Source organism: Vagococcus penaei (assembly GCF_001998885.1).
Classification (GTDB): Bacteria; Bacillota; Bacilli; order Lactobacillales; family Vagococcaceae; genus Vagococcus; species Vagococcus penaei.
In genome coordinates this window covers 1,704,532-1,731,016 of the sequence record NZ_CP019609.1, presented here as the reverse complement: position 1 = coordinate 1,731,016, position 26,485 = coordinate 1,704,532, and the positions used below count along the sequence as shown (strand labels likewise).

The following is a 26,485-nucleotide window of genomic DNA, read 5'->3' as shown; positions in this document are numbered from 1 at the left end:
TTTTTTCTTCAGACTGTAGACAAAGTATCAAAAATTTGATACTTTGTCTTTTTTTCTTGGTAAAATAGAGAAAAGGAGTTGCTTCCATGCTAAAAAAACAAGATATGAGCAAACGTAATCAAATTGGTTTTTATTCTCTAGAAGATTTAGTTCCCAAGGAACATCTATTAAGAGATATTGATAAATATGTAGATTTTAATTTTATTTATAAGTTAGTTGAAGATAAATACGATGAATCAAATGGCCGCCCTAGTATAGATCCGGTTCTATTAATTAAACTTCCGTTGATTCAGTATCTTTATGGTATAAAAAGTATGAGACAAACTATTAAAGATGTTGAGGTTAACATGGCTTATCGCTGGTTTTTAGGTTTGGATATCGAAGATGCTGTTCCTCACTTCTCAACCTTTGGCAAAAATTATTCTAGAAGATTTCGTGGTACAGATATCTTTGAACAAATATTTTACGGCATATTAGAACAGTGTATTGAAGCTGAATTAGTGGATACTTCTGAAGTATTTATTGATGGTACTCATATAAAAGCACATGCAAATAATAAAAAATATGAAAGTAACGAAGTTACTGAAGAAACTCTTTTTTATGTGGAATCACTACAAAAAGAAGTTGAAATAGATAGAGAAAAAAGATTAAAAAAGCCCTTAAAAAGAAGAGAGGAAAGTGAAAATCAGGTAAAACATAAAAAAATTAGTAAAACAGATGATGAGAGTGGTTGGTTCCATAAAGGAGAGCATAAACAGGTTTTTGCTTATGCTGCACAAGTAGCATGTGACAAGAATGGTTGGGTTTTAGGATATACAACTCATCCTGGTAATCAACATGATAGTCGGACATTCATCGATATCTATAATAAATTACAAAGTCACTTTACCTTAGATAAATTAGTAATGGACGCTGGATACAAAACACCTGGTATAGCCCATTTATTATTTCAAAATAATTTAACACCTATTTTTCCATATAAAAGACCTATGACCAAAAAAGGATTTTATAAAAAACATGATTATGTTTACGATGAATACTACGATCAATATATCTGCCCTAATGTGAAAATTTTAAGCTATACAACAACTAACAGAGACGGATATCGTGAATACAAAAGTAATACGTCTGATTGTAGTCAATGCCCTTTGATTGCCTATTGTACTGAGTCAAAAGAAAAGAGGAAATTAATTCAACGACATTTATGGGAAAATGATATGGAACGTTGTGAAGACATACGTCATTCCCTTGGAATGAAAGCTATATATAATAATCGAAAACAAACAATTGAGCGATTATTTGGAACGGCAAAAGAATTTCATGGCTTACGTTACACTAATTTAATTGGGAAAGAAAAAATGCACATGAAAATTGGGCTCACTTTCGCATGCCTTAACATTAAAAAATTAGCAAAAATGCTTAAATTAAGAGACCTGAAGGGCTCTATTTTTTTATCTATTTTGGGAATTTTATCAAAAATAATGATAAGATACAAAAAAACAAACCAATTACCCTTTATGAGCAACTGGTTTGTCTTCAATCTGAAGAAAAAATACTACTGTATTTTTTCTTGATAGAGGCTATATTCAATCTGTTTTGCTTGAGAGAAAATTGCACGTTGTTCGTCGCTAGCGATAAACACTCTAAAACTAAAGACAACTTCACCTTGATTCAAGTAAACTTCAACAAAACTGTTGTCTAGAAAAATATCTACTGTAATGGGATCTGTTCCAAATTGATCATAAGCTACCGAACGCGTCATACCATACTCTTCATCAATTAACTGAATTAAATGACTACGATCTATACTGATTGTCTGGTTGCTACAATCAGTCGTTAATTCCCAATAGTTATCTTCTGTACCAACTTTAAGACTAAATTCTTCCGTTTGTGTTAACTCAAACCGTAGATGACTGTGTTTTGATGACAATAAATAATCATTACTTATCGTTCTTTCAATGAACTCAAAGGCTGATAACATGTCATTTGTAGGATAACGACGTAATTTATTATTTTGGATAGTCATTATATTTGGTACAGTTAAACCATGTTTCCAACATTCATTATCATTAGGATAGACTGGTTCCCCACAGCCAAACCACCCCATAACAATCGGTTCATCATCTTTTCCGTAAAAAGCTTGTGGCACATACTAATCAAAACCAGCATCTAATTCTTCTAGTGTAGTAACCAAAAGGGTTGAATATAATTAAATCCTGTAGTTGCGACTAATTGTGCCTCGATTCCTTGAATCGCATGCTGCGTTCCTGTAACAGTTAAAGGTTGCAATAGAGCTGCAAAAACAAAAGCTCCAAATACACCCGCACGATTATAAAGGACATCAATTACCCAACCAAGATCGTCGCCAATCGCATTACCAATTGGTCCAAACACTAGAAAGAGTGCTATTGCCGATAACAAAATAGTAATAGTTGGCACTAAGATAAAACTCAGCGTTTGTGGTGATTTTTTCTTTGTAAATTGTTCTACTTTAGCTAAAAACCATACTGTCAGAATAGCTGGAAAAACACCCCCTTGATAAGCCACTTGCGGGATATTAAAACCGAAAAAGTGCCACATATCCAGTTGCTGATAGTTACCGGTTAAATAAACCGTTCGATCCATCAGTTGTGGTGTAACCATGACAAAACCAACTACTAAACCTAAAACAGGATTTCCACCAAAACGTTTAACAGCTGAATACATAACGAGTACTGGTAAGTAGGCAAATGTCGTTGCAATAACTTCAAAGAAACGTGACAAATCCTGTGCCCAAAGCCAATTTTCAGCCATCGAGCCACCTAAAAATCCAAATTGTATTGTTAGTAAAGACCGTAAACCTAAAATCATTGCTGCGCCAACAAAAGCCGGAATAATAGGGACAAAAATATCAGAGAAGATTTTAAATGCTTGTTGCATTTTATTTTGTTTGCCTGTACCAGCTTTTTTGACATCTTGTAAAGAAGCCTCTTTGATCCCAGCTTCTTCTTGGAAGGCCGCAAAAACTTTTTCAACAGTTCCTGGTCCAAAAATAATTTGGAGCTGTCCACTATTGAAAAAGACGCCTTTAGCTCCTTCAATACCTTCTAACGTTTCTTTATCATATGCTTTCTCATCTTTTAAAACTAAACGTAAACGGGTCACACAGTGCGCAGCATTCTCTATATTATCATTGCCACCAATGGCAGCAATGACTTCTTTTGCAATACGATTATAATCCATTATGCTCACCTTTTCTTTATGATTTTTTCGTTTTTGGAACGTTCCAATAATAGTTTAAAAAAATAAAACGTTCACTTTACATCTTTTATTATAAATGGAACGTTTTATTTTTTCAAGTACTTTATACTATTTTTTTGTTGTTTTACCCACAATGAACGTTACAGGTAAAATATGCTTACGTTGCACCTGATGACGTGTTTTTTCTAATTGTAATAATTCTTCAACAGCTAGATTGGCAATTTCTTCAACTGGTTGACGAATCGATGAAATGATAGTTTCTTCGTTTTTAAAATTTTTAGCACCATCAAATCCAACTAACTGGACATCACGAGGAATAGTAAGCTGAAGATCATTTAACACATTTAAGCAATACTGAGCATAGCGGTCTGTTGCGGCAAAAATACCATCAAATGTAACCCCATTTTTATATAGCTGCTGAATTTCAGACATTAATTGTTCTTTAAACTCGGCAGAGGTACTGCGTTTTACAAACATCTCAAAGTTTAGATGATGTCGCAAGCAGTAACTTTTGAAACCATTTAGGCGTTCCATAACACCTAAATTATTTTCAATATCGCGTCCCACCATTAATAATCGTTTAGCACCTAAGCGAGTTAATTCCTCGGCAGCAAGTTCACCACCTGCAAAATTATCACTAGTCACAAAAGGTACTTTATCATTAAAATAACGTTCAATTGATACAATTGGAATATCTGAAGTCACGTAAGGTGAAATATCACTATATGAAATAGTTATAATCCCCTTAACTTTTTGCTCTTTTGCCATTGTAATATAGTCCAATTCTTGCTTATAGTCATCTTCAGAATTGCATAAAATCATTTTTAACTGATGATTACGTAATTTTTTTCCAAATAGAAGGCTAATTCTGAAAAAAATGGATTCCAAATTGTTGGTAAAATAAATACCACAATATCACTTTTTTGTGTTTTCAAAAAGCGTCCAGCCATATTTGGAACATAATCTAACTCTTTAATTGCCGCTTCCACTTTCACACGGGTACTTTCCTTGACTTTTACCCCATTAATATAATTGGATACAGTACCTCTTGAGACACCAGCAAGTCTTGCTACATCATTCATATCTGCCATTTTCCCACCTCCTTTTAATTCTTACCTAACTTATACTACAAGCAACGAATTTTTGCAATTACAAATTAAAAAACTTGTTTATTAGCTTAGACTAATAAACAAGTTTAACTAATCAATTATTTAATGTATTGTGCTGATTGGTCACCTGCTTGACGACCGAAGACAATGATATCACCAACTGAGTTACCACCAATACGGTTAGTACCATGAAGTCCACCAGTTACTTCACCAGCAGCGTATAAACCTGGAATAGCTTTGTTGTCTTTAGTTAAGACCTCAGTTTTTGCATTAATCTTAACCCCACCCATTGTATAGTGAATACCAGGTGCAATTTTAATTGCATAGTATGGACCTTTGTCTAACGGTTTATCCATGCCTGTTTTACGTTCAAACTGAGCATCTTTTTTATCTGCGACAGCTTGATTCCAATCAGTAACCGTTTTATCAAGAGCGTCTTCCTTCACACCGATTTCTTTAGCTAAATCAGCCACAGTTTCACCTTTTTTCACAAACCCTTGTTTATCGTAAAAATCAATTGCTTTTACGCGTTCACGCACACCACTATCAAAAACTAAGTAAGCAGCTTTGCCTTTTAATTGATTAATAGCAGCAGATACTTTATCACGAGTGTCTAATTCATTAATAAATCGTGTACCATCTTCAGAGACCAAAATACCACCTTCTCCACGGACTGCTTCACCAATTAAAATACCAGTATCTTGTTGAACAGTTGGATGAATTTGAATTTGATTCATGTCAACAACTTGTCCACCAAGTTTTTCAATCATCTTAATACCGTCACCTGTACTACCCTCTTGATTTGTTGTTACATAACCATCAAGTTCAGGTTTCTCAGCTTTAATCATCTCAGGGTTAGCCCCGTAACCACCAGTTGCTACAACAACTGCTTGACTGCTAATTTCCTTTTTCTCTTTAGTTTCTTTCATATCAACTTTAACACCTGAAATTTTACCATCTTTTTCTTTAATTTCAGTTACATCTGCATTCACAAAAATGGGAATATTAAGTTCCGTTACATTTTTCAATAAGCCGTGAACTAAGTATTCACCAACAGCTGATCCGTCTTCTGGACGATGTGTTCTTTTTTCACTCATTCCACCAGTGATCGTTAAATTATTTAAACGAATTCCCATTGAGTCTAGCCAATCAATTGCTGAAGCTGAGTTATCAACGTAGTAACGTAATAATTCCTTATCATTTTTATCATGTCCACCTTTTAGTGTTTCTTCGTAAAATTTATCATTGCTATCACTGATACCAGATTCTTTTTGGAATTTTGTTTCAGATGCGTTCATTCCACTAGAAGATTTCAGAGTATTTCCACCAGCAACCGGCATTTTTTCTAAAATAACTGGATTTTTTCCAGCATCTTTGGCTTGAATCGCTGCAGACATTCCAGCACCACCAGCACCAATAATCACAATATCGTACTTATCTTGTAAATCTTTTGGATCTGTATAGGCTTGTGCCGACGCTCCTGTTGCTACATCTGTACTAGAAGCTTCTGTTTTAGTTTCTTTTTTCGTAGACTCTTTTGTTTCCGTTTTGTTTCCTCCACAACCTGCTAACATAAAAATAATTGCTGACCCAACTGTCAATGACTGTAACACTTTCTTTTTCATAAGTCTGCTCCTTTACCTTTGTTAATTACGTAACAATATAGTTAAATTGTAGCTTATATTATAAAAAAACTCAATCATTTTTATAATTTTTTCACAAATTCTCATGCGTTTTTTAAAACAAAAAAAACTACTAGAATAATAGCATCTAGTAGTTAAATTAATTAAAAAATTGTTATAATAACGATTCTGCACCATCAACATAGACTTCAGTACCTGAAACATTACCTGATTGTGAAGAAATTAAAAAAGCAATGACATTTGCTACCTGTTCTGGTTGTCCTGTGTCCGCTTTTAACGGGCGGTCACCTTCTGGAAACTCCACTTTAATTTGAACTTCTTCAGTTTCTTTCTCAATAATTGTTTTACTATTAATCGGTGTCTCAATCGCACCTGGACACACAGCATTAACTCTAATATTACATCGTGCCAATTCTAAAGCGGCCATTTTCATCAACGATACTTGTCCGGCTTTAGACGTACTATAAGCACTAGCACCAAAATTATTATAAATTCGATTACCATTAATTGAACTAGTAATGACAATACTTCCCCCATCATCTTTCATTAAGGGGATGGCGGCTTTTAATGATACAAATGTACTCGTTAAATTTGTATCGATTGTTCGGTGCCAGTCTTCGATTTTTAAAGTTTCTATTGGTGCCCAAGTCCCATTAATACCAGCATTACAGACTAAGCCATCTAAGCCACCAAGTTGATTAGCTAGTTGAGCAATACCTTCCATGAGGCGTTCCTCGTCCATCACATCAACAACTTCATAATATGCTTCACCATTATGGCGGTAGATTTCTTTCACAATATCGTCAAGGCCCTGTTCATTAATATCAATCAAGCCGACGACAGCACCCAATTCAGCAAACTTCAAAGCTGTTGCTCGACCAATACCAGAACCTGCTCCAGTAATGACAACACGTTTATTTCGAATATCCATCATTTGACACACTCTCCTTCATAAACTCTATGAGATAAGTATACCTTTTGAATAGTATTCGTTCAATAAAAATTAACAAACAACATTCTCTTTGACAATTTCGATCAATATATTCATTGCTGTTTCCATAGCTTCCAACGTAATAAATTCGTATTGACCATGGAAATTTTCACCGCCTGTAAAAATATTAGGTGTTGGTAAACCCATCAATGAAATTTTCGACCCATCCGTACCACCCCTAAATGGAGTGACAATTGGCTCAATGCCATTTTTTTTCATCGTATCTAACGCCAGATCGACACACCGCATATTTTGCTCAATAACTTCACGCATGTTGTAGTATTGGTCCTTCATCTCAAGAGTGATTCGCGGACGATCAAATTGGGCGTTTAATTGTGACACAATTCGTGACAACTCGTTCTTACGGTGGTTAAATAGTATGGTGTTATGATCGCGAATAATATACGTCATTTCTGCATAATCAATCGTTCCAGTTAAATTATGTAATAAATAAAACCCTTCATAGCCACGGGTTTTTTCAGGTACATCAAGTTGTGGTAAATGTCGATCAATCTCATAACTTACTTTGAGCGCATTCACCATCATACCGTAAGCCGTTCCAGGATGAACACTTGTTCCATCAATTTTAATCACAGCCTGAGCGGCATTAAAGGTTTCGTATTCCAAGTGACCAATTCGCCCACTGTCAACTGTATAAGCAAAGTCAGCCGGAAAATTCGCCACATCAAAATGATCAGCACCTTGACCTATTTCTTCATCTGGACCAAATGCAACTAAAATATCGCCATGAGGGCACTCTGGGTGAGCAATAAAATAATCGAGCATACCTAAAATTTCAACAATACCTGCTTTATCATCTGCACCTAATAGTGTCGTTCCATCCGTTGTAATTAAGGTTTGACCAATATAATCGAGCAAATTAGGAAATTCTGCTGTACTCATCACAATTCCTTGTTCTTCATTGAGGAGCACATCAGTCCCCTGATAGTTCTCAATAACTTGTGGGTCAATCGTCTCAGCTGGAAAATCAGCAGTGTCTACGTGCGCTATAAATCCTATTGCTGACACATCTTGCTCACAATTTTTGGGTAAAATACCGGTTAAAAATGCATTTTTGGGATTATAACAAACTTGATCTAACCCAATACTTTCTAGCTCATCCTTTAACATTAACAATAGCTCAGTTTGACCAGGTGTTGTGGGAATGCTGGAACGACTAGCATCTGAACGTGTATTCACTTTGATATAGGTTAGAAAACGGTCGAGTAATTTAGTTTTTGGCATAGGACAACCTTCTTTCATTTTTATCTTATTATATAGTAAAAATAAAAAGCGGTCACCAAACACTTAACGTTTGATGACCACTTTCCATATAATTCACTTAACTATTCATAACGTAAAGCGGTAATTGGATCTAATTTAGCTGCACGTTTTGCTGGGAAAGTTCCTGCTAAGAATGCAATTAACATAATTAGTAGAATAATCATAATCACAGGTTGCACACTAAATTCAATTAAAGTTAATCCATCTAAATTCTTCAAGAAACTATCAGCTGCAAAATTATTAATTAATTGTCCCGCACCCATTGCTCCTAGAACACCAATCACTGAACCCCAAAAACCGATTAATAAAGCTTCAACACTAAAGAGAGTGAAAATTTTACCACCACTCATCCCCATCGCTTTCATTAAACCAATTTCACGAGTTCGCTCTTGAACGGACATATACAACGTGTTAATGATACCAAAGCTAGCGGCTAATAACGCAATCCCACCAAACATTGTTAGAACACCTGTAATACCGTTAATAACACTCTTGACTGTTCCGATACTATCTTCAATCGTTTGCGCCTCAAAACCAGCATCAGATAAACGATTTTTTAAATCTGTAACTTCTTTTGCTGTATAAGAAGAATCGACTAAAGCTGTCGCCATTGGGACTTTATTCTTCATACTATCTGGTAGACCTTCTTGATTAATCGCAGTTAATTTTTTTGATAAGGATTGGTTCGTTAAACTAGTTCCACCTTGAATGATGCTATCTTCTCTAACACCGACAACTTTTACTTTCACTAGCTCTTGTTTACCAGATGCCATTTGAGCAACACCTAACGTGATTTCTTTTCCAACAGCGGCTTTTGCATTTTTAAAACCTAATGCTTTAACAAACTCAGGTGCTAAATCCATCTCGTAGCTGTCTGTATCATTGTCAACTTGTTTCCCTGCAGAAAGTTCCAGTTTCACACCAGTATCTGGTTGAGCTTGAATGACATATTTTTTAGAATCCTGACTTTGAATAAATTCTGTCGTATAAGTTTCAAAAGCTTTTACTTTCGTTAATCCTTTAGTGTCTTTCAGTTTTTTCAAATCATCCTTACTCAAATAATTTTGTTCATCATTTGATTTGGCACCCTCTTGATAGACTTGTGGACCTTCACTTTCAGCACCAGGAAAACCTGTCATTTCTCGTTTGGGTGTAATAAACATTTGATTCGCATCACCTAAGCTATTTAACTGTTTGTCAACATAATCATTGACACCAATGTTAATTCCAACAGTGAGGGAAATAGTAAATGCTCCAATAAAAATAGCAATAATCGTTAAGATTGTCCGACTCTTATTTCGTAATAAATTTGCACTTGCTGACCGAAAAATATCCCAAATTTTCATTATAATCCCTCCCCTACAACTAAACCATCACTAATTTGAACTTGTCGATCACAACGTGCGGCTAAATCCGGATCATGCGTCACAATAATCAATGTAATACCTTGTTCTTCTTTTAATGAAAATAATAATTGCTCGATTTTCTCACCTGTCGTAGTATCTAAGTTACCAGTTGGCTCATCTGCAAAAATGATACTTGGATTATTAACTAATGCTCGGGCAATACAGACCCGCTGTTTTTGTCCACCTGACAAGTCATTCGCTTTATTTTTGGCTTTACTCTCTAATTCAACAGCCGCCAAAGCAGCTAAACCTTTTTCTGTCCGTTCTTTACGTGACATACCAGCAATTTTAAGCGGCAGTACCACATTTTCTAAGACTGTATCTTGCGGATTCATGAAAAATTGTTGAAACACAAAACCAAATGTATCATTACGAATATGATTCAATTCTTTTTTTGAAACATTTTCAACGTCCTTATCCAAAATACGTATAGTGCCACTGGTTGGTTTATCCAATAATGCTAAAATATGCATTAATGTAGATTTCCCGGAGCCACTTTTCCCAATAATTGCAACCGATTCACCTTTATTAACAACTAAATCAATGCCTTTTAAGGCATCAAATTTTGTTTCACCAGAACCGTATGTTTTTTTCAAATTATTTACTTCAACTACCGACATAATATTACCCTACCTTTCATAATAACTTGATAAGATTATTATTACATAGTCTTGAACTAATTGTTATCATACTTAAGTAGTATTTTATTTTATACATAAAGTATGAATAAAATTCATTTTATTCAATATTTTTGTATATTTTTAAAATATATTTGCATATTAATACGTACTAAGTTATACTACTAAGAAATAAATAAATAGGAGTCACTTATTATGAAAAAACAAACCAAAAAATTTTCTATTATTTTGCTTTTCTTTGTACTCATTTTCAATGTTTTTTTCAGTGGTCCTGCACTAGCTGATGAAAAAGATCCAGTGCTTGATAAAATTAAAGAAAAAGGAACATTAACAGTTGGTTTATCCGCCGATTATGCTCCTTACGAATTTCACACAACAATTGATGGCAAAGATAAAATTGTCGGAATCGATGTCGATATCGCTCAAAAAATTGCTGATGATATGGGCGTTAAACTCAAAATTGAAGAATATGGTTTTGATGCCCTGCTAGGTGCCTTAAAAACCGGTAAAGTTGACTTAGTTATTTCTGGTATGACTCCAACCCCAGAAAGACTACAAGAAGTGGACTTTTCTGACTCCTATATGACATCTGAACAAAAAGTTGTAATTCGAAAAGATGACTTAAAAAAATTTCAATCTGCAGATGACTTTAATGGTGTCAAAGTTGGTGCACAGAAACAGTCCATTCAAGAAGAATTATCAAATGATGTCTTGCATGCCAAAACTGTCTCGCTGCAAAAATTACCAGATATCATGTTACAATTGCAAAATAAAAAAATTGATGGCGCAGTCGTTGAAGGTCCTGTTGCTGAAGCCTATATATTACAAAATGAACGCTTAGCTTTTGCTGATGGTGTCTCACTTGATGAACGTCCTAAACAAAATGCCATTGCTTTACCTAAAAACGCTCCTGGTTTATTAGCTGCTGTTAACCAATCTATTGCCACCATAAACGACAAGCAATTGGTCGATGTCTACAAAAAAGAGGCTGCCAAATTGATGGTAGGCGACCAATCGTTCTTTCAAAAATATGGCACTTTCTATTTAAAAGGAGCTGGATATACCTTATTTCTAGCATTCATCGGCGTTTTATTCGGTGCAATCTTAGGCACTCTATTGGCTTTAATGAAGCTATCAAAAAATAAATTATTTAAAGGTATCGCTGTTGTCTATATTGAGTATGTTAAAGGCACGCCTTTACTTGTCCAAATTTTCTTAGTATTCTTCGGTTTTGGAGCAATCGGTTTTAATATGAGTGCCTTGGCCGCTGGTTGTTTATCACTGGCTTTAAATAGTGGTGCTTATGTTGCTGAAATTATTCGTGCGGGTCTAAACGCTGTAGACAAAGGGCAAACAGAAGCTGCTCGTTCATTAGGAATGAATCATATTGAAACAATGCGCTATATTATTATGCCACAAGCCGTGAAAAATATTTTACCTGCTCTTGGTAATGAGTTTGTTACCGTTATAAAAGAATCATCGGTTGTTTCTGTTATCGGGGTATCCGAATTGATGTTCCAAGCCGGTGTTGTTCAAGGAGCTAGTTTTAAGCCGTTCCTACCAATTGTCTTAGCTTCAATTATTTACTTTATTTTAACCTTCACGCTATCGCGTCTATTAGGTGTTGCTGAAAGGAGAATGGGTGCTCATGATTAAAATTACTAATTTGAAGAAAAAATTTGGAAAAAACGAGGTTTTAAAAGGTATTGATGCCAATGTAAAAAAAGGCGAAGTTGTCGTCGTTATCGGACCTTCAGGAAGTGGAAAAAGTACTTTCTTACGTTGCCTTAATTTGTTAGAAACGCCTACTTCTGGTCAAATCGACTTTGAAGGAACAAATATTTTAGATCCTAGTGTTGATATTAATCAATTGCGCGAAAAAATGGGCATGGTTTTTCAGAGTTTCAATCTTTTTCCCCACAAAACTGTCCTAGAAAATTTAACTATTAGTCCCATCAAAGTCAAAAAAATGACAGAATCCGATGCTAATGAACTAGCTATGGCTTTATTAAAAAAAGTTGACTTAGAAGATAAAGCGGATAGCTATCCAGCAAAATTATCTGGTGGTCAACAACAGCGTGTAGCAATTGCTCGTGCCTTAGCTATGCAACCAGATGTTATGCTGTTTGATGAACCAACGTCGGCTCTTGATCCTGAGATGGTTGGTGAAGTTTTAACCGTTATGAATGATTTGGCCACGGAAGGCATGACAATGGTCGTGGTAACACATGAAATGGGCTTCGCCCGTGAAGTAGCAGATCGTGTCATATTTATGGCCGATGGTATTATTCAAGAAGAAGGAACACCCGAAATAATATTTAATCACCCTAAAAATGCTCGAACACAAGACTTTTTGAAAAAAGTATTATAAACTTTAGAACAAAGATGAATTTCTTTGTTCTTTTTATTAAAAAATGGAGGGTACACGTTTATGGATAAATCTTACTTAGCAACCTTTTATCAACAACCGGATGATAATTTATTAATGGAATTTGTTGGAATAGCCAGCCAGATGGACCAATTATTAAATCTATCAATTGGCGATCCTGACTTAAAAACACCGGATGCTATTATTGATGCCGCATTTAAAGATGTTAAAGCTGGTCATACTCACTACACTGCATCAGATGGTAGTGCTGATTTTATTCAAGGCGTTTTAGACTTTTATCAACGCCACTACCAACTCACTTTTCAACCAAATCAAGTTCGAGCAACTGTTGGAGCATTGCAAGGAATGTATTTAACCATGCAGGTGCTATTAGATGCTGGCGATGAGGTAATTATTCACGAACCATTCTTTTCACCTTACAAAAATCAAGTGATTGAAGCTGGTGGAACGCCTGTCATTATTCCAACATTTGAAGAAGACGGTTTCCAAATTAATATTGATATTTTAAAACAAGCCATCACACCAAAAACAAAAGCCTTAATTATTAATTCACCTAATAATCCTACAGGTGCTGTCTTTTCAAAAGAAACTCTCCAAGCAATTGCTCAATTAGCAATTGAGCACGATTTTTATATTTTATCTGACGAAGTTTACGAAGCGTTTAGTTTTTATGAAGACTTTGTTCCGATAGCCACTTTTGCTCCTGAGCATACGATTACGTTTAGTAGTTTTTCAAAAGCCTTTGCGATGACAGGCTGGCGAATTGGGTACATGATTGCCCCAGACTATATTAATGCAGCTTGCCGTTTATTAAATGAAGACGTGACATTTTCAGCACCTACGCCTTCACAACGAGCAGGAATTTATGCACTAACACATTACGATACATTAACACCAGAAATTACCGATGTCTTTAAGGAGCGTTTAGATTTTGTAGAGCAACAAGTCGTAGCTTGCCCATTTCTAAGTATTCATCCGGTCAAAGGTAGTATGTATGCGTTTATTAACATCTCAAAAACAGGGCTTTCTTCCGTGGAATTTGCCATGACTTTACTTAAACAACAAAAAGTCTTAGTTATTCCAGGCAAAGCTTTCGGTGATAGTGGTGATAACTATGTTCGTTTAGCTGCAACCCAAAGTTTAGATGTTTTAGCTGAAGCTTTTAAGCGAATTAACTTACTAACTTTTTAATATTATTAACTAACTAAAAACGCGTGCGAGTCAGATAGAATTGACTCACACGCGTTTTTTATCAACTTATTTAATGAGTTGTGAAACAAAATTCAGTTTCATAAATTACAGGTTGCTTAGCTAATAAAATCGGTGCCGTAAAACCTGGTGTGTTAATCGCATTTGGGAAAAATTGCGTTTCTAAACAAACACCTGTCCGTTCTCGGTAAATTGCCCCCCCTTTGCCAGTACGCTCACTAATAAAATTCCCTGTATATAAATGACAACCAGGTAAAGTTGTTTTGACCGTTAACTGAATCCTCGTCTGCTCACCCGTCACTGTGCCCACAGTAGTTAGCTCGCCAACTCGATTGCCTAAAACAAAATTATGATCATAACCTTTAGCATACTCTAATTGGACATCATCAGAATCAATATCTTTTCCAAGTGTTTTGCCATGCGTAAAATCAAATGGAGTTCCTATCACTGATTTTATTTCGCCTGTTGGTATCGCTAAGTTATCGTGTACTGGTGTATAAGCTTGGGCATTTAACTTAACATAATGCCCTAAAACCGTACCAGAATCATGTCCATTTAAGTTAAAATAGCTATGGTGCGTTGGATTAAAAATAGTGTTTGCTGTCGACAACCCAGTAAACGATACGCTCAGTACTCCTTCAATCAAGCGATAGGTCACTCGCATTGTCAACTCTCCTGGAAACCCTTGATCTTGATCCGGACTAACCAATTCAAAAGTCACTTCTGTCTCATTTCCGTCAACAACATGCCAACGTCTAGTTCGATAAAAATCTGGACCACTATGCAAATTGTTCGTTTCTTGATTAGCCTTTAACTGATAGATTTGTCCATCTAACTCAAAACGTGCTTGCGCGATACGATTCGCATGACGACCGACCACACTTCCTATAAATATATCATTTTCCAGTTCGTATTCAGTCGCCGTATCATACCCTAAGACAACATCAATTTCTTGATTTTGTGGTGTTTTAACTAATACTTTAACGAGAGATGCTCCTAAATCTGTGAGCGCAACTCTAAGTATGTCGTTTTCTAACCAGTATAATGATACTGACTCACCTTGTGATGTTTGACCAAAACTTTCTGTTAACATAAGTCACTCGCTCCTTCTACCTAATTATTTAAGAATGAACTTCGTGTACTATCTCGCACAATTAACTGAGAAGCCACTGTTACCTTATTAGGTGTTGGTGGTGGGCAAGCGGCTGCTTCAATCAATGTTTTCACTGCTAACTCTCCCATCCATTCTGTATAAACTTTCACTGTTGTTAATGCTGGTGTCACATATTTAGCCACACTAATATCGTTAAAACCAATGAGACTGATATCTTCAGGGACTTTCACCCCATGCTCTGTCAAAGCACGTAGTACTCCAATAGCAATCGCATCACTTGAACAGAAAAAGCTCTTAGGTAACGGTCGCTTCGTAGTTAATAATTGATTCATTAACTCATATCCTCCGGCAACCGAAAAGTCCGTTGCATACAGATGCTCTGACTGCAGCAAATCCAGATTAGTTAATATTCTTTCAAAAAATAATCGACGTTGATCTTCCAAAGATTCTTTTTCCCATTTTGTGGACTCCAGCCCTGAGATAATACCTATCTCATCAATGCCACTTCCTAACAAGTGATTCACTGCCAATCGTACACTTTGCTCATAATCAACAACAATACTAGTAAAACCAAACTGTAGAGCATCATAATCAATAAAGACGATATTTTGGTGTTCTTGACGCAAGCGCTCAATCTCTGCTAAACTGACTTTTCCCAAAACTAACATGCCATCTAAATCTGTTTCGTTAATTTTTGTATCCGACCAGGTAAGTTTTTCAATAGCATAATTTAATTCTTCAGCCTTTTTTTCAATACCTAAACGAATCGACAGATAATACAAATCATCCAATTCCTCTGTTTCATCATACCATTGTAATAAACCAATTCGGCCAATGGGTTGCGGTATTTTTTTAAGATGCTTGGTATAACTAAGTTCTTCAGCCGCTTCAAAAATACGTTTTTTGGTGGCATCCGAAACTGATAATTCTTGATCATAATTTAAAACTCGTGAGACTGTGGCAGGCGAGACACTTGCACGTTCTGCAATATCTTTAATAGTTGCCATGGTGATCTCCCCTTCCTCATACTTAATACTATAAATTTATAATGTTGCGACAAACGCTTGAAATGCTTGTTGGCCTTCCGTATCCCGTTTAAATACACCCGCGTCATGTAGTACTTGTTCGAACACCACACCGACTTCTTGAAGAACTAACTTATCAACTGACTCTTCATTTATTTCTGAATGTTTATCTTTAATTTGTTGTGCCCAAGCGATATGATAATCTGCTATCTCATTATCTTTTCCAAGTAAATAAGCACTAACTTCCTGCAACTCATCCTTCAAACGAGGTGGTAAAATCGCTAAGCCCATCACTTCGATTAATCCAATATTCTCTTTTTTGATGTGTTGAACCTCTGGATGTGGATGGAAAATACCATCAGGATAAGTTTCTGAAACATTATTATCTCGCAACACTAAGTCTAGTTCATAGCTAGTACCACGTTTTCTAGCAATCGGTGTAATCGTATGATGTTTAACACCATCTGCTGTTTCTGCTACAATATCTAACTCTGGTTGACTATATTCTTGCCATTGCTTCAACACATAAACAGATGCATCGACTAGTTGTTCTTTTGATTCACTTGTTAATCGAATAACTGACATTGGCCACTTAACAATTCCCGCTTGAATTTCAGGATACTCCTTTAGCGTAAACTCGGTTTCAATAGGTGCTTCTGCCATTGCAAATGTATGACCACCACCTTGAAAGTGATCATGACTTAGAATTGACCCACCAACAATTGGCAAATCAGCATTCGAGCCCACAAAATAATGTGGCAAGATATCAACGATTTGCAACAAATGCTCAAAACAACGTCGATTGATTGCCATTGGGCGATGTTGGCTAGATAAAAAAATCGCATGTTCATCATAATAAGCATAAGGTGAATACTGCATGCCCCATAGATCTCCCGCTAAATCGAGACGAATGATTCGATGATTCGTCCGAGCAGGGTGTGTAATATGACCTTCATAGCCTTCATTTTCCATACAAAGTAAACACTTAGGATAATGACTCTTTGGTGTATTTTTTTCTAGGGCAATCTGTTTTGGATCTTTCTCAGGCTTGGACAAGTTAATAGTAATTTCTAAATTACCATAAACCGATGGATATGTATAACGAATATTTTTTTCAATTTGACGCGTTTTAATGTAATTATTTCTTTGACTAAGGTCATAAAAATAATCTGTCGCCTTCTTAGGGTCTTCATTATAATAACCTGTAAAAGTTTCATTAACAACTGATGGTGCTGGTGTCATCAAATCCATTATCTGACTTTCTAAAATATCACGCGCACTTTGATTATTTTCAATAACCTCGTTGGCAATAGCTATATTAATCAATTCATCGAGCTGACTAAGTAACTCCGCTTGATTAAAGGCTGTCTGTACTAAATTACTGGGTGTTTGAAAACTTGTTTCACCAACTAAGCCTAGCAACCGATTTTGTAAATAAATTCGGTCTAGCTCCGTCCATGGTCCTGATGCAATCAATGCCGAAGTGACATGATAAATTAATTCATCTTTTGACATTTGTCCTATACCACCTTTATTTTTGATACCCATTAGGATGAGTTTCGTGCCATTTCCAAGCTGTTTTAATGATAGTCTCAACATTTGTATACTGTGGTTTCCATCCAAGAACTGTTTGAGCTTTTTCAGAAGATGCTACTAACTGAGCCGGATCACCTGCTCGACGTGGGCCTAAAACCGCCTTAATCGGACGTTGTGTTACACGTTTTGCTTCTTCTACCATTTCTTTTACAGAAAAACCTTCACTACTTCCTAAATTAAACTCGGTACTGTCATGACCAGCTTTTAGGTAGTCAAGAGCTAATAAATGGGCTTGGGCTAAGTCAACAACATGTACATAATCTCTCACACAAGTACCATCTGCAGTAGCATAATCATCACCAAAAATGGTAACTTGTTCACGTTGACCTAAAGCCGCCTGTAGAATAATCGGGACTAAATGTGTTTCAGGATGATGATCTTCACCAATTGTTGTATCTAAGCTAGCTCCTGCTACATTAAAGTAACGTAGCGCAACATATTTGATTCCATAGGCTTCATCGCACCAATGCATCATTTTTTCCATCATTAATTTACTTTCACCGTATGGATTTTTAGGATTAGTCGGTGTTGTTTCAGTAATCGGTAATTCAGCTGGCTCTCCATACGTTGCAGCTGTTGATGAAAAGACGATAGCTTTCACATCATGCTCTTTCATTACTTCTAAGACAATTTGCGTCCCGTAAACATTATTATTAAAGTATTTCAACGGATTATCAACTGATTCCCCTACTAAACTACTTGCAGCAAAATGTACGACACCGTCAATTGACTCTTTATCAAATACCTCACTTAAAAAAACCTTATCGCGGATATCCCCTTCATAAAAACGTGCATCTGGATGTATCGCTTCACGATGTCCCGTCAATAAATTATCAATCACGATTGTATCTTGACCTGATTCAACTAACGTTTTTACAAAATGAGATCCAATGTAACCTGCTCCACCTAAAACTGCTATTGTCATCAAAATCGTCTCCTAATCTATTTTTTTTGCACCATCTGCTATACTTGCTACATAAAAATCAGCCTCGTAACCAATTTTTTCTTGATAAGCTTTACCAACAGCTTGAATAATCTCTGGTAATTTATCCTCTTTTACTAAAGCAATCGCACAGCCTCCAAAACCAGCACCTGTCATTCTAGCACCAATCACACCATTTTGCGCTTGTGTTAGAGCCACGATTGTATCTAATTCTTGACCCGTTACTTCATAGTCATCTCTTAATGATTGATGTGACGCATTTAATAGCTCACCAAAAGTCTGTAAATCATTGGCTTCAAGAGCTTGTTTAGCTTCAAGAGTTCGTTGATTTTCAGCAACTGCGTGGCGTGCACGTTTTTCTAACGTATCATCCTTAATGACCGCTTTTAATTCATCAAATTGAGCTAAACTTAACTCGCCTAAAGCTTGAATATCTGTAACTGTCTGTAAACGACGTAGTGCTTCATCACATTCTGCACGGCGTTCATTATATTTTGAATCAGCCAATTCACGACGCTTATTAGTATTCATAATTAGAATTTTTTCATTTTCAAGATGTACTGGTACCATTTCATAATTCAAAGTATGACAATCTAATAAAATGGCTTGATCTTTTTGTCCCATTCCAATGGCGAATTGATCCATAATCCCTGAATTTACACCAATAAAATGATTTTCCACTTTTTGTCCCAACTTGACTAACTCAACACGATCTAACGTGAGTTGCCATAAATCTTCTACAATAACACCAGTTAAGAGTTCTATTGATGCTGATGACGATAAGCCTGCTCCATTTGGAATATCACCAAAAATGACCACATCAAAACCAGTTACAGCTTCTTTATTGTCAACTAAATCGTATAAGTAACCTATCATACCCTTTGGATAATTAGCCCAGTTATCGGCTTCTTTATAGGTTAAATCATCTAAACTAAATTCTTTAATCCCTAAATCCGGAAAATTCATTGAGTAAAGTCTTACTAGTCGATCCTCACGAGCTTTAACAACCCCATACGTTCCATACGAAATTGCACACGGAAAAACATTACCACCATTATAATCTGTGTGTTCACCAATTAAATTAATTCTACCCGGCGCAAAATAAGCGCTTTCAGGTTTTTCGTTAAAAATTTTGATAAATGTCTCGTTTAATGTCTCAATCATTTTTGGCACCTCGCTATTTTATTTAGTAAATTAATTATAATTTATTTACTAAATTTTATCAAGTTTATTTACTAAATAAAAAAAACTACGACTAAAATGTTGAACATCTCAGTCGTAGTCTTTTTCATTAAGTTAAATCTCTCACCGTTTCATTTTCAATCAAAGTGTGAGGAATAATCACTCGTTTTTTCATTGCTTGCTCATCTTTTAATTGAATTAAAAATTCTTCCAAAGCCGTCTTACCTAGTAATTCTGCATGAATATCTAATGACGTAATATATGGATGAATTAATGTCGTAAAAATAGAATTATTAAAACTAATCACGGAGATATCATCTGGTACAGAAAAACCAAACAAATTAACCATTTGAATAAGACGCATCGCAAACATATCATCAATCGCAATGCAACCAGTTGGTCGTTCAGCTTTTAAATATTCTTCAAAAACTAAATAATCAGTTGGTTGTTTTAAACAAAAATAATCAATTGGCGCTAGCTGATTTTGACTCATCGCTTTAACATAGCCACCATAACGTTCTTTAAAAAAGTTTTCTTGATCATTATTTGTCACAAATACAATTCGTTCATGACCTTTATCAATGAGGTGTTGTGTGGCTGTTCGACCTAGTAATTGATTGTCATTATCGACACAATTTGATTCATTATTGTATCGATAAGGATTACCTATAATGGTACATGGTACATTATTAGCCACTAAATAATCTAGCACCAAATCATTCTCTTGAACGTAAAGCATGACAAAACCATCTACTCGTTTTTGACGATACATCAACTGAACATTTTCAAGTAACTCTGTTTGGGTTTCACCTGAGGCAATCGCTATCGTAACTTTTTGTTTACGTGCTTCTTCATTCATTGCCGTAATGACTTCTAAATAAAATGGATTACTCCGTCGATCTTTAGTCGTAATTTCCGGCAAAATTACCCCAATAGTATTCGAATATTTATTTGCTAAGTTTTGGGCTGAAGCATTCGGCACATACCCTAACCTATCCATAGCTTTTCTTACACGTTCTTTTGTTTCCAGTGAAATACTAGGATGATCTTGCAAAGTTCGTGACACAGTTGACGGTGCCACTCCTACTGCTTTTGCAACATCTTTAATCGTTACACTCATACCTTCTACGCTCCCTTATCAAACTAAATCATGATATCAACTAACACACCAAAATGATCACTAATTATTGGTTGTTGCTTGCCATCAAATACTACTCGATATGATTGAACTTGGCAACTAGATGACATAAATACATAATCAATTCGCATTGCCTCCGTCACATCTTGCCAACCATCAATTGTTTGACCAACTGTGGCAGATCCAATTTGTTCTTGCGCTTCATGATACGTATCGGTAAAACTTTGACAAATCAACGCATAACTTTCATTTAGTCGATTGCTTGGAGCATTAAAATCACCTGCTAATAATTTCTTGCCTGAATAATTTTTTAATTCATTAAGTGTTGCTTGCCATTCAGCTTGGAACCCTTCTAATTGGTTACCAGTCCACCAAGAATAATGCCCACTTAATACATGATAATCAGAAAAAGATGCGATGAGTTGCCTACGTGTTCGATAATTCAACGGATCATCCATTGGTGACACTAGGATAGCGTTCGCCACAAATGGTCGTTTGGCTAAAATTGCCACTCCTTCATGATATTTATCATACCCAACATGACTATAACACCAACTCCAATAATAATTATCACCTAATTCTTTTAATTTAGCGATTAATTGTATTGCATAATTATCTTGCTTAATCGGTACTGTCTCACTCGCAATCGGAATAAAAAAGTCGTCTAAGTTAACCACATTAGCTGTAGCAATCAATTGATTGACTTCTTGTAAGGCAATAACATCAACTCTTTCAGTATGAATAAACGTGGCTAAATTAGCCAGCTTAGTCAGAGGATCACTCTCTAACCAACTATGCGTATTTAACGTTAAACACTTCATCGCTAACACTCCTTTGTTAATACCTTACTTGGGCAACACTTGCTTGTGGCTGAACGGGCCCTCTAACGGTCAGTTTTGCAGATTCTAACAGTTGACTATTAGTCACAACGACGACAATTGTGGTCGCCTTTCCTTCTGCCTCGACTAATGACCAGTCAGCTTCGGCAATGAGTTGACCTGCTTGAACTGTATCACCTTCCGTCACACTAACATTAAACGCTGATTGTTTCATATCGACAGTGTCTAACCCCATATGTACAAGTATTTCTAAACCATCCTCTGCCTGAATCCCAATCGCATGTTTTGTTGGGAAAATTGATACTATCTTACCTGTGACTGGTGTATAGACCGCTGTCCCTACTGGTGTCACAGCGAAGCCTTCACCCATCATTTTTTGTGAGAATACTTGATCTGAAACATCTTCTAAATCAATCACTTCACCTTCTGCCACAGTAAGTAATGACAGTGTCTTACCTTGATATTGTGTCGTTTTAGGTTCAACGACTGACTCGCTTTCAACTACATCTTTTTTAGGAATATCGACGCCAGATTCTAATAAATCTTGAACATCTGATTTAATAACATCCGCTTTCGGTCCGTAAACAGCTTGTACGCCATTATCCTTCAAAATTAAGCCCATCGCTCCAGCACGCTTCCAAGCTTCTTCGCTACCTACTTGTCCCATCTCTTTCACAGTCACTCGTAGGCGAGTCATACAAGCATCAACATCCACAATATTTTCTCGACCACCTAATAAATTAACAATATCAATGACTTGTTGACTAACACCTGTCAACGAAGAACTTGTAGATGCTGTGTCAACTGGTCGGTCACTTTCATAATTACCATTACGACCAGGTGTAGCATAGTTAAATTTTTTAATTAAAAAATTAGCTAAAAAGTAAGTAAAGACTGCATAAAAAATACTTGCTAAAACAAAATTGATTAAGTCACCGCCCAGACCCGCTTTAACAGCAATTGGGACCCGTGTGAGTAACTCAATATTACCAAATGAATGCACACGTAAACTGATGATATCGGCTAAAGCAAAAGCTGTCCCTTGTAAAATAGCATAAACAATATACAACGGAACTGCTGCAAACATAAACATAAACTCTAGAGGTTCTGTTACGCCTGTCAAGAATACAGCTAAAGCTGCTGATACATACATTGATTTGTATTGTACTCGTTTGTCAGCATCAACATTACGATACATTGCTAAAGTCAAGCCCATTAAAATACCTGTTGCTCCAATCATTTGGCCAACTTTAAAACGGGCAGGTGTCCAATTATTTAATACCTGATTATACTGTGTCATGTCTCCGGCATTTTGTAAATTGACTAAATCTGTGGCCCAAGCTAACCACAATGGGTCTTGACCGTACACAACCGTTCCAGCATGAACACCAGATAAAATTTCGTATGTACCACCTAGTTGCGTATAGTTAATCGGAATCGTTAACATATGATGTAAGCCAAATGGTAACAATAACCGTTCCAATGTACCGTATAGGAATGGCGCTAGAATAGGTGCTGTGTCTTGCGATGACGCAATCCATAAGCCAAAATTATTGATACTTGCTTGGATACTTGGCCAAACAACGGCTAAAACTAACGACACAATAACTGACCATAAAATAACGACAAATGGCACAAAGCGTTTTCCATTAAAAAATGATAGCGCATCTGGTAAACGACGATAGTTATAGTATTTATTATAAGCCATTGCTCCAACAAAACCAGCAATAATCCCAACAAACACACCCATATTTAAAGCAGGTGTCTCTAAAACGCTAGTAAAGAAACCCTTGACCATGATTTTTGTACCGAATATTGTATGAGTGAAGGCCTCTTCATTGCCTAACATATCATTTGTTACACCAAAAATTGCCCCAGTAATACGGTTGATTAAAATGAACGATATTCCGGCTGCAAAAGCACCTCCTGCGCGTTCTTTTGCCCAACTACCACCAATCGCTAATGCGAATAAAATGTGTAAGTTACCAATAATACCCCAACCTATATTCTCAATAACACTACCAGTTGTAACTAATGGTGCTAGATTTTGGTTAATTAATGGTAACGTTTTACCAATACTAATCATTAAACCAGCAGCCGGCATAACTGCCACGACAACCATTAAAGCTTTCCCAAACTTTTGCCAAAACTCAAAATTAAATACTTTTTTCATCTTCTTCACCCTTCTTCACCTTTTTAACGCAATCGTTTTCGTTAAAACTGATTATAGCTTTTCCTAGTAATTCTGTAAAGTTTATTTTTATTAATTTCTTTTAATCCATGGATAACTATTATTTACCTACTATATATTCATTTTAAAACAAGGATTTTTTAATTTTTTTATGTTTTTCAATTTTACTATTGATTTCGCAACCGTTTGCGTTTATTATAGCATTAAAGATATTTACTTTAAGGAGGAACCTTCATGCAACACTTAAAAAGATTATTTGATATCGATCCATGGAAACTAACAACCTCTCACTTACATACTAATGATTTACGTTTACAAGAATCACTAACTAGTACAGGCAACGGCTATATGGGAATGCGTGGTAACTTTGAAGAAGGCTTCAGTGGCGACCATCACCAAGGCACGTATATTGCTGGTGTTTGGTATCCAGACAAAACTCGTGTCGGTTGGTGGAAAAACGGGTATCCAGACTATTTTGGTAAAGTAATTAATGCTATCAACTTTATTGCTATGGATATTTATATTAATGACACAAAAATCGATTTAGCTACAATGCCGGTTGAACATTTTTACCAAGAGTTAAACATGCAACACGGGATATTAACACGTGAATTTGTTGTAACTGTCGGTGACGCAAAAGTCAAATGTCATTTTGAGCGCTTTTTAAGCTTAACTACAAAAGAATTAGGAATTATTAACTTTTCAGCAACTCTACTGGCAGGCAACGCAACAATTAAAGTTGTCTCAAAACTTGATAATAACGTCCATAACGAAGACAGCAACTATGATGACATGTTCTGGGAAGAACTCAATGTTGGGACACACGATAAGGGATACTCTTTCGTGACAGCTCGTACCATTCCAAATAATTTTGCTATTGAGCAATTTACAATTACTGCTATGATGGCTCACGAATCAAACAAACCAGTCTTAGCTGAAAAAGAAACAAGCTTTTTAACTGCTACTGAAACATTTATCTCTGACTTACAACTCAACGAGACCTTTAACTTAACTAAAAAAGTGATCATTGTCACTAGTCGTGATATTCTTGAAACTGAACAACTTGACATTGCTGGCAAATTAATGACCGATATCAATCAAATGGGTGTGGCGACATTAAAAACCGATCACCAAGCTGCTTGGGAAAAACGTTGGGAACTAGCTGACGTAGTTATTGAAGGTGATGCGGAAGCACAACAAGGTATTCGCTTTAATTTATTCCAACTATTCTCAACTTACTATGGTGAAGATGAGCGATTGAACATTGGACCTAAAGGATTCACAGGTGAAAAATATGGCGGAGCAACTTATTGGGATACTGAAGCCTATGCTGTCCCACTATACTTGGCTTTAGCTGAACCAAAAGTAACTGAAAATTTATTAAAATACCGTCACAATCAATTGCCACAAGCACAACACAATGCTCGCCAACAAGGGTTAAAAGGGGCACTTTACCCAATGGTAACTTTTACAGGTGTGGAATGTCATAATGAATGGGAGATTACTTTTGAAGAAATTCATCGTAATGGTGCGATTGCTTATGCCATTTATAACTACACAAATTACACAGGAGACACATCTTACTTAGCCAATGAAGGTCTCGAAGTTTTAGTTGAAATCGCACGTTTTTGGGCTGACCGAGTGCATTACTCAAAACGTCACCAAAAATACATGATTCATGGCGTAACTGGACCAAATGAGTATGAAAATAACGTCAACAATAACTGGTATACAAATGTGATTGCAACTTGGGTTTTAAATTATACTCTAGAGTCTTACAAAAAATTCAAAGAAAATGCGACAATTACCATTTCTGATGAAGAAGTAAAAAAATGGGAAGATATTCGTCAACACATGTATTATCCAACAGATGAAGAATTAGGAATCTTCGTTCAACATGATACTTTCTTAGACAAAGATTTAATGCCAGTCTCTGATTTAGCAGCAACTGATGTACCATTAAATCAAAATTGGTCTTGGGATCATATTTTACGCTCTTGTTTTATTAAGCAAGCTGATGTGCTCCAAGGAATTTATTTCTTTAATAATCAATTTACAATGGAAGAAAAACGCCGTAACTTTGATTTTTATGAACCAATGACCGTTCACGAATCTTCTTTATCACCATGTATTCACTCAATTTTAGCAGCTGAACTAGGGATGGAAGAAAAAGCGATTGAAATGTATCAACGAACAGCTCGTCTCGATTTAGATAATTATAATAATGATACTGAAGATGGTTTACATATTACTTCAATGACTGGTAGCTGGTTAGCAATCGTCCAAGGTTTTGCCCAAATGAAAACTTTTGATGAGTCACTAAGTTTTGCGCCATTCCTACCATCACAATGGACAAAATATGCTTTCCATATTAACTATCGTGGACGTCTATTACATGTCATTGTTTCTGATACAGTGACTATCAGCTTACTAAGCGGTGAAACATTAGATGTGACGTTGTACGATAAAACATATACCATTATCGATTCACTAACTGCTCCACTAGAAAAATAATTACACTATCCAGAGTTAATCTATTATTAACTCT

The 26,485-nt window shown here is 35.9% G+C and carries 22 protein-coding genes; 5 read left to right on the top strand and 17 right to left on the bottom strand.

All coding sequences use genetic code 11. The annotated features are described in order from the left end of the window. The first annotated feature begins 86 nt into the window (after positions 1 to 86). A complete protein-coding gene (locus BW732_RS08250) occupies positions 87 to 1,574 on the top strand; it encodes an IS1182 family transposase (protein ID WP_077276303.1) in 1,488 nt (495 codons plus the stop codon). Here the strand turns inward: BW732_RS08250 and BW732_RS08245 are convergent. The 9 genes from BW732_RS08245 to BW732_RS08210 form a co-directional block, all read right to left on the bottom strand. Continuing rightward, positions 1,556 to 2,149, bottom strand: coding sequence for a GH32 C-terminal domain-containing protein (locus tag BW732_RS08245; RefSeq protein WP_077276302.1), 594 nt, complete (start codon positions 2,147 to 2,149; stop codon positions 1,556 to 1,558). The two genes, BW732_RS08250 and BW732_RS08245, sit on opposite strands and share 19 nt — an antisense overlap. Before the next feature lie 29 nt (positions 2,150 to 2,178). After that, positions 2,179 to 3,222, bottom strand: a complete 1,044-nt coding sequence (locus BW732_RS08240; RefSeq protein ID WP_077276301.1) for a PTS transporter subunit EIIC — start codon at positions 3,220 to 3,222, stop codon at positions 2,179 to 2,181. Positions 3,223 to 3,348: 126 nt separating this feature from the next. After that, the gene (locus BW732_RS08235; protein WP_228414927.1) at positions 3,349 to 4,128 is read right to left on the bottom strand and encodes a substrate-binding domain-containing protein; all 780 of its coding nucleotides are present in this window, start codon (positions 4,126 to 4,128) and stop codon (positions 3,349 to 3,351) included. Continuing rightward, complete coding sequence (locus BW732_RS11625) at positions 4,065 to 4,331, bottom strand: LacI family DNA-binding transcriptional regulator (RefSeq protein ID WP_228414926.1); 267 nt, start codon at positions 4,329 to 4,331, stop codon at positions 4,065 to 4,067. Before BW732_RS11625 ends, BW732_RS08235 begins: the two co-directional genes overlap by 64 nt. 116 nt (positions 4,332 to 4,447) lie before the next feature. Then, positions 4,448 to 5,974: a flavocytochrome c gene (locus BW732_RS08230; RefSeq protein WP_077276300.1), complete on the bottom strand. Its 1,527-nt coding sequence runs from the start codon at positions 5,972 to 5,974 to the stop codon at positions 4,448 to 4,450. A 172-nt stretch (positions 5,975 to 6,146) separates the two neighbouring features. Then, a complete protein-coding gene (locus BW732_RS08225) occupies positions 6,147 to 6,926 on the bottom strand; it encodes an SDR family oxidoreductase (protein WP_077276299.1) in 780 nt (259 codons plus the stop codon). Positions 6,927 to 6,995: 69 nt separating this feature from the next. Then, the gene (gene pepT, locus BW732_RS08220) at positions 6,996 to 8,228 is read right to left on the bottom strand and encodes a peptidase T (protein WP_077276298.1); all 1,233 of its coding nucleotides are present in this window, start codon (positions 8,226 to 8,228) and stop codon (positions 6,996 to 6,998) included. 101 nt (positions 8,229 to 8,329) lie between these two features. After that, positions 8,330 to 9,613, bottom strand: a complete 1,284-nt coding sequence (locus BW732_RS08215) for an ABC transporter permease (protein ID WP_077276297.1) — start codon at positions 9,611 to 9,613, stop codon at positions 8,330 to 8,332. After that, on the bottom strand, positions 9,613 to 10,293 hold the full coding sequence (locus BW732_RS08210) for an ABC transporter ATP-binding protein (RefSeq protein WP_077276296.1): 681 nt from the start codon (positions 10,291 to 10,293) through the stop codon (positions 9,613 to 9,615). Before BW732_RS08210 ends, BW732_RS08215 begins: the two co-directional genes overlap by 1 nt. A gap of 213 nt (positions 10,294 to 10,506) precedes the next feature. On the opposite strand from BW732_RS08210, the gene BW732_RS08205 reads away from it, so the two are divergent. The 3 genes from BW732_RS08205 to BW732_RS08195 are packed head-to-tail and all read left to right on the top strand — an operon-like array spanning position 10,507 to position 13,891. Next, on the top strand, positions 10,507 to 11,967 hold the full coding sequence (locus tag BW732_RS08205; protein ID WP_077276295.1) for an ABC transporter substrate-binding protein/permease: 1,461 nt from the start codon (positions 10,507 to 10,509) through the stop codon (positions 11,965 to 11,967). Next, positions 11,960 to 12,682, top strand: coding sequence for an amino acid ABC transporter ATP-binding protein (locus BW732_RS08200; RefSeq protein WP_077276294.1), 723 nt, complete (start codon positions 11,960 to 11,962; stop codon positions 12,680 to 12,682). Before BW732_RS08205 ends, BW732_RS08200 begins: the two co-directional genes overlap by 8 nt. Positions 12,683 to 12,742: 60 nt before the next feature. Continuing rightward, a complete protein-coding gene (locus tag BW732_RS08195) occupies positions 12,743 to 13,891 on the top strand; it encodes a pyridoxal phosphate-dependent aminotransferase (protein ID WP_077276293.1) in 1,149 nt (382 codons plus the stop codon). Between the two features lie 70 nt (positions 13,892 to 13,961). Here BW732_RS08195 and BW732_RS08190 read toward each other — a convergent pair whose 3' ends face one another. From BW732_RS08190 to BW732_RS08155, 8 genes are all read right to left on the bottom strand, one after another. Then, positions 13,962 to 15,002 (bottom strand): aldose epimerase family protein, encoded by a 1,041-nt coding sequence (locus BW732_RS08190; protein WP_077276292.1) that lies wholly within the window; start codon positions 15,000 to 15,002, stop codon positions 13,962 to 13,964. A gap of 20 nt (positions 15,003 to 15,022) precedes the next feature. Continuing rightward, positions 15,023 to 16,030, bottom strand: a complete 1,008-nt coding sequence (locus tag BW732_RS08185) for a LacI family DNA-binding transcriptional regulator (RefSeq protein ID WP_077276291.1) — start codon at positions 16,028 to 16,030, stop codon at positions 15,023 to 15,025. A 36-nt stretch (positions 16,031 to 16,066) separates the two neighbouring features. Then, entirely contained in the window at positions 16,067 to 17,563 is a 1,497-nt protein-coding gene (galT, locus tag BW732_RS08180) for a UDP-glucose--hexose-1-phosphate uridylyltransferase (protein ID WP_077276290.1), read from the bottom strand. A 16-nt stretch (positions 17,564 to 17,579) separates the two neighbouring features. Next, a complete protein-coding gene (galE, locus tag BW732_RS08175; RefSeq protein ID WP_077276289.1) occupies positions 17,580 to 18,569 on the bottom strand; it encodes a UDP-glucose 4-epimerase GalE in 990 nt (329 codons plus the stop codon). A 12-nt stretch (positions 18,570 to 18,581) separates the two neighbouring features. Continuing rightward, the gene (locus BW732_RS08170; protein WP_126844466.1) at positions 18,582 to 19,751 is read right to left on the bottom strand and encodes a galactokinase; all 1,170 of its coding nucleotides are present in this window, start codon (positions 19,749 to 19,751) and stop codon (positions 18,582 to 18,584) included. Positions 19,752 to 19,878: 127 nt separating this feature from the next. Continuing rightward, the gene (locus BW732_RS08165) at positions 19,879 to 20,889 is read right to left on the bottom strand and encodes a LacI family DNA-binding transcriptional regulator (protein ID WP_077276288.1); all 1,011 of its coding nucleotides are present in this window, start codon (positions 20,887 to 20,889) and stop codon (positions 19,879 to 19,881) included. Between the two features lie 23 nt (positions 20,890 to 20,912). Beyond that, on the bottom strand, positions 20,913 to 21,728 hold the full coding sequence (locus tag BW732_RS08160; RefSeq protein ID WP_077276287.1) for an endonuclease/exonuclease/phosphatase family protein: 816 nt from the start codon (positions 21,726 to 21,728) through the stop codon (positions 20,913 to 20,915). Positions 21,729 to 21,744: 16 nt separating this feature from the next. Continuing rightward, positions 21,745 to 23,919: a PTS transporter subunit IIBC gene (locus BW732_RS08155; protein WP_077276286.1), complete on the bottom strand. Its 2,175-nt coding sequence runs from the start codon at positions 23,917 to 23,919 to the stop codon at positions 21,745 to 21,747. A gap of 252 nt (positions 23,920 to 24,171) precedes the next feature. Between BW732_RS08155 and BW732_RS08150 the strand changes: the two genes are divergently transcribed. Continuing rightward, positions 24,172 to 26,451 carry a glycoside hydrolase family 65 protein gene (locus tag BW732_RS08150; protein ID WP_077276285.1) on the top strand — a complete coding sequence of 760 codons (2,280 nt, stop codon included), beginning with the start codon at positions 24,172 to 24,174 and terminating at the stop codon, positions 26,449 to 26,451. Positions 26,452 to 26,485: the final 34 nt, after the last annotated feature.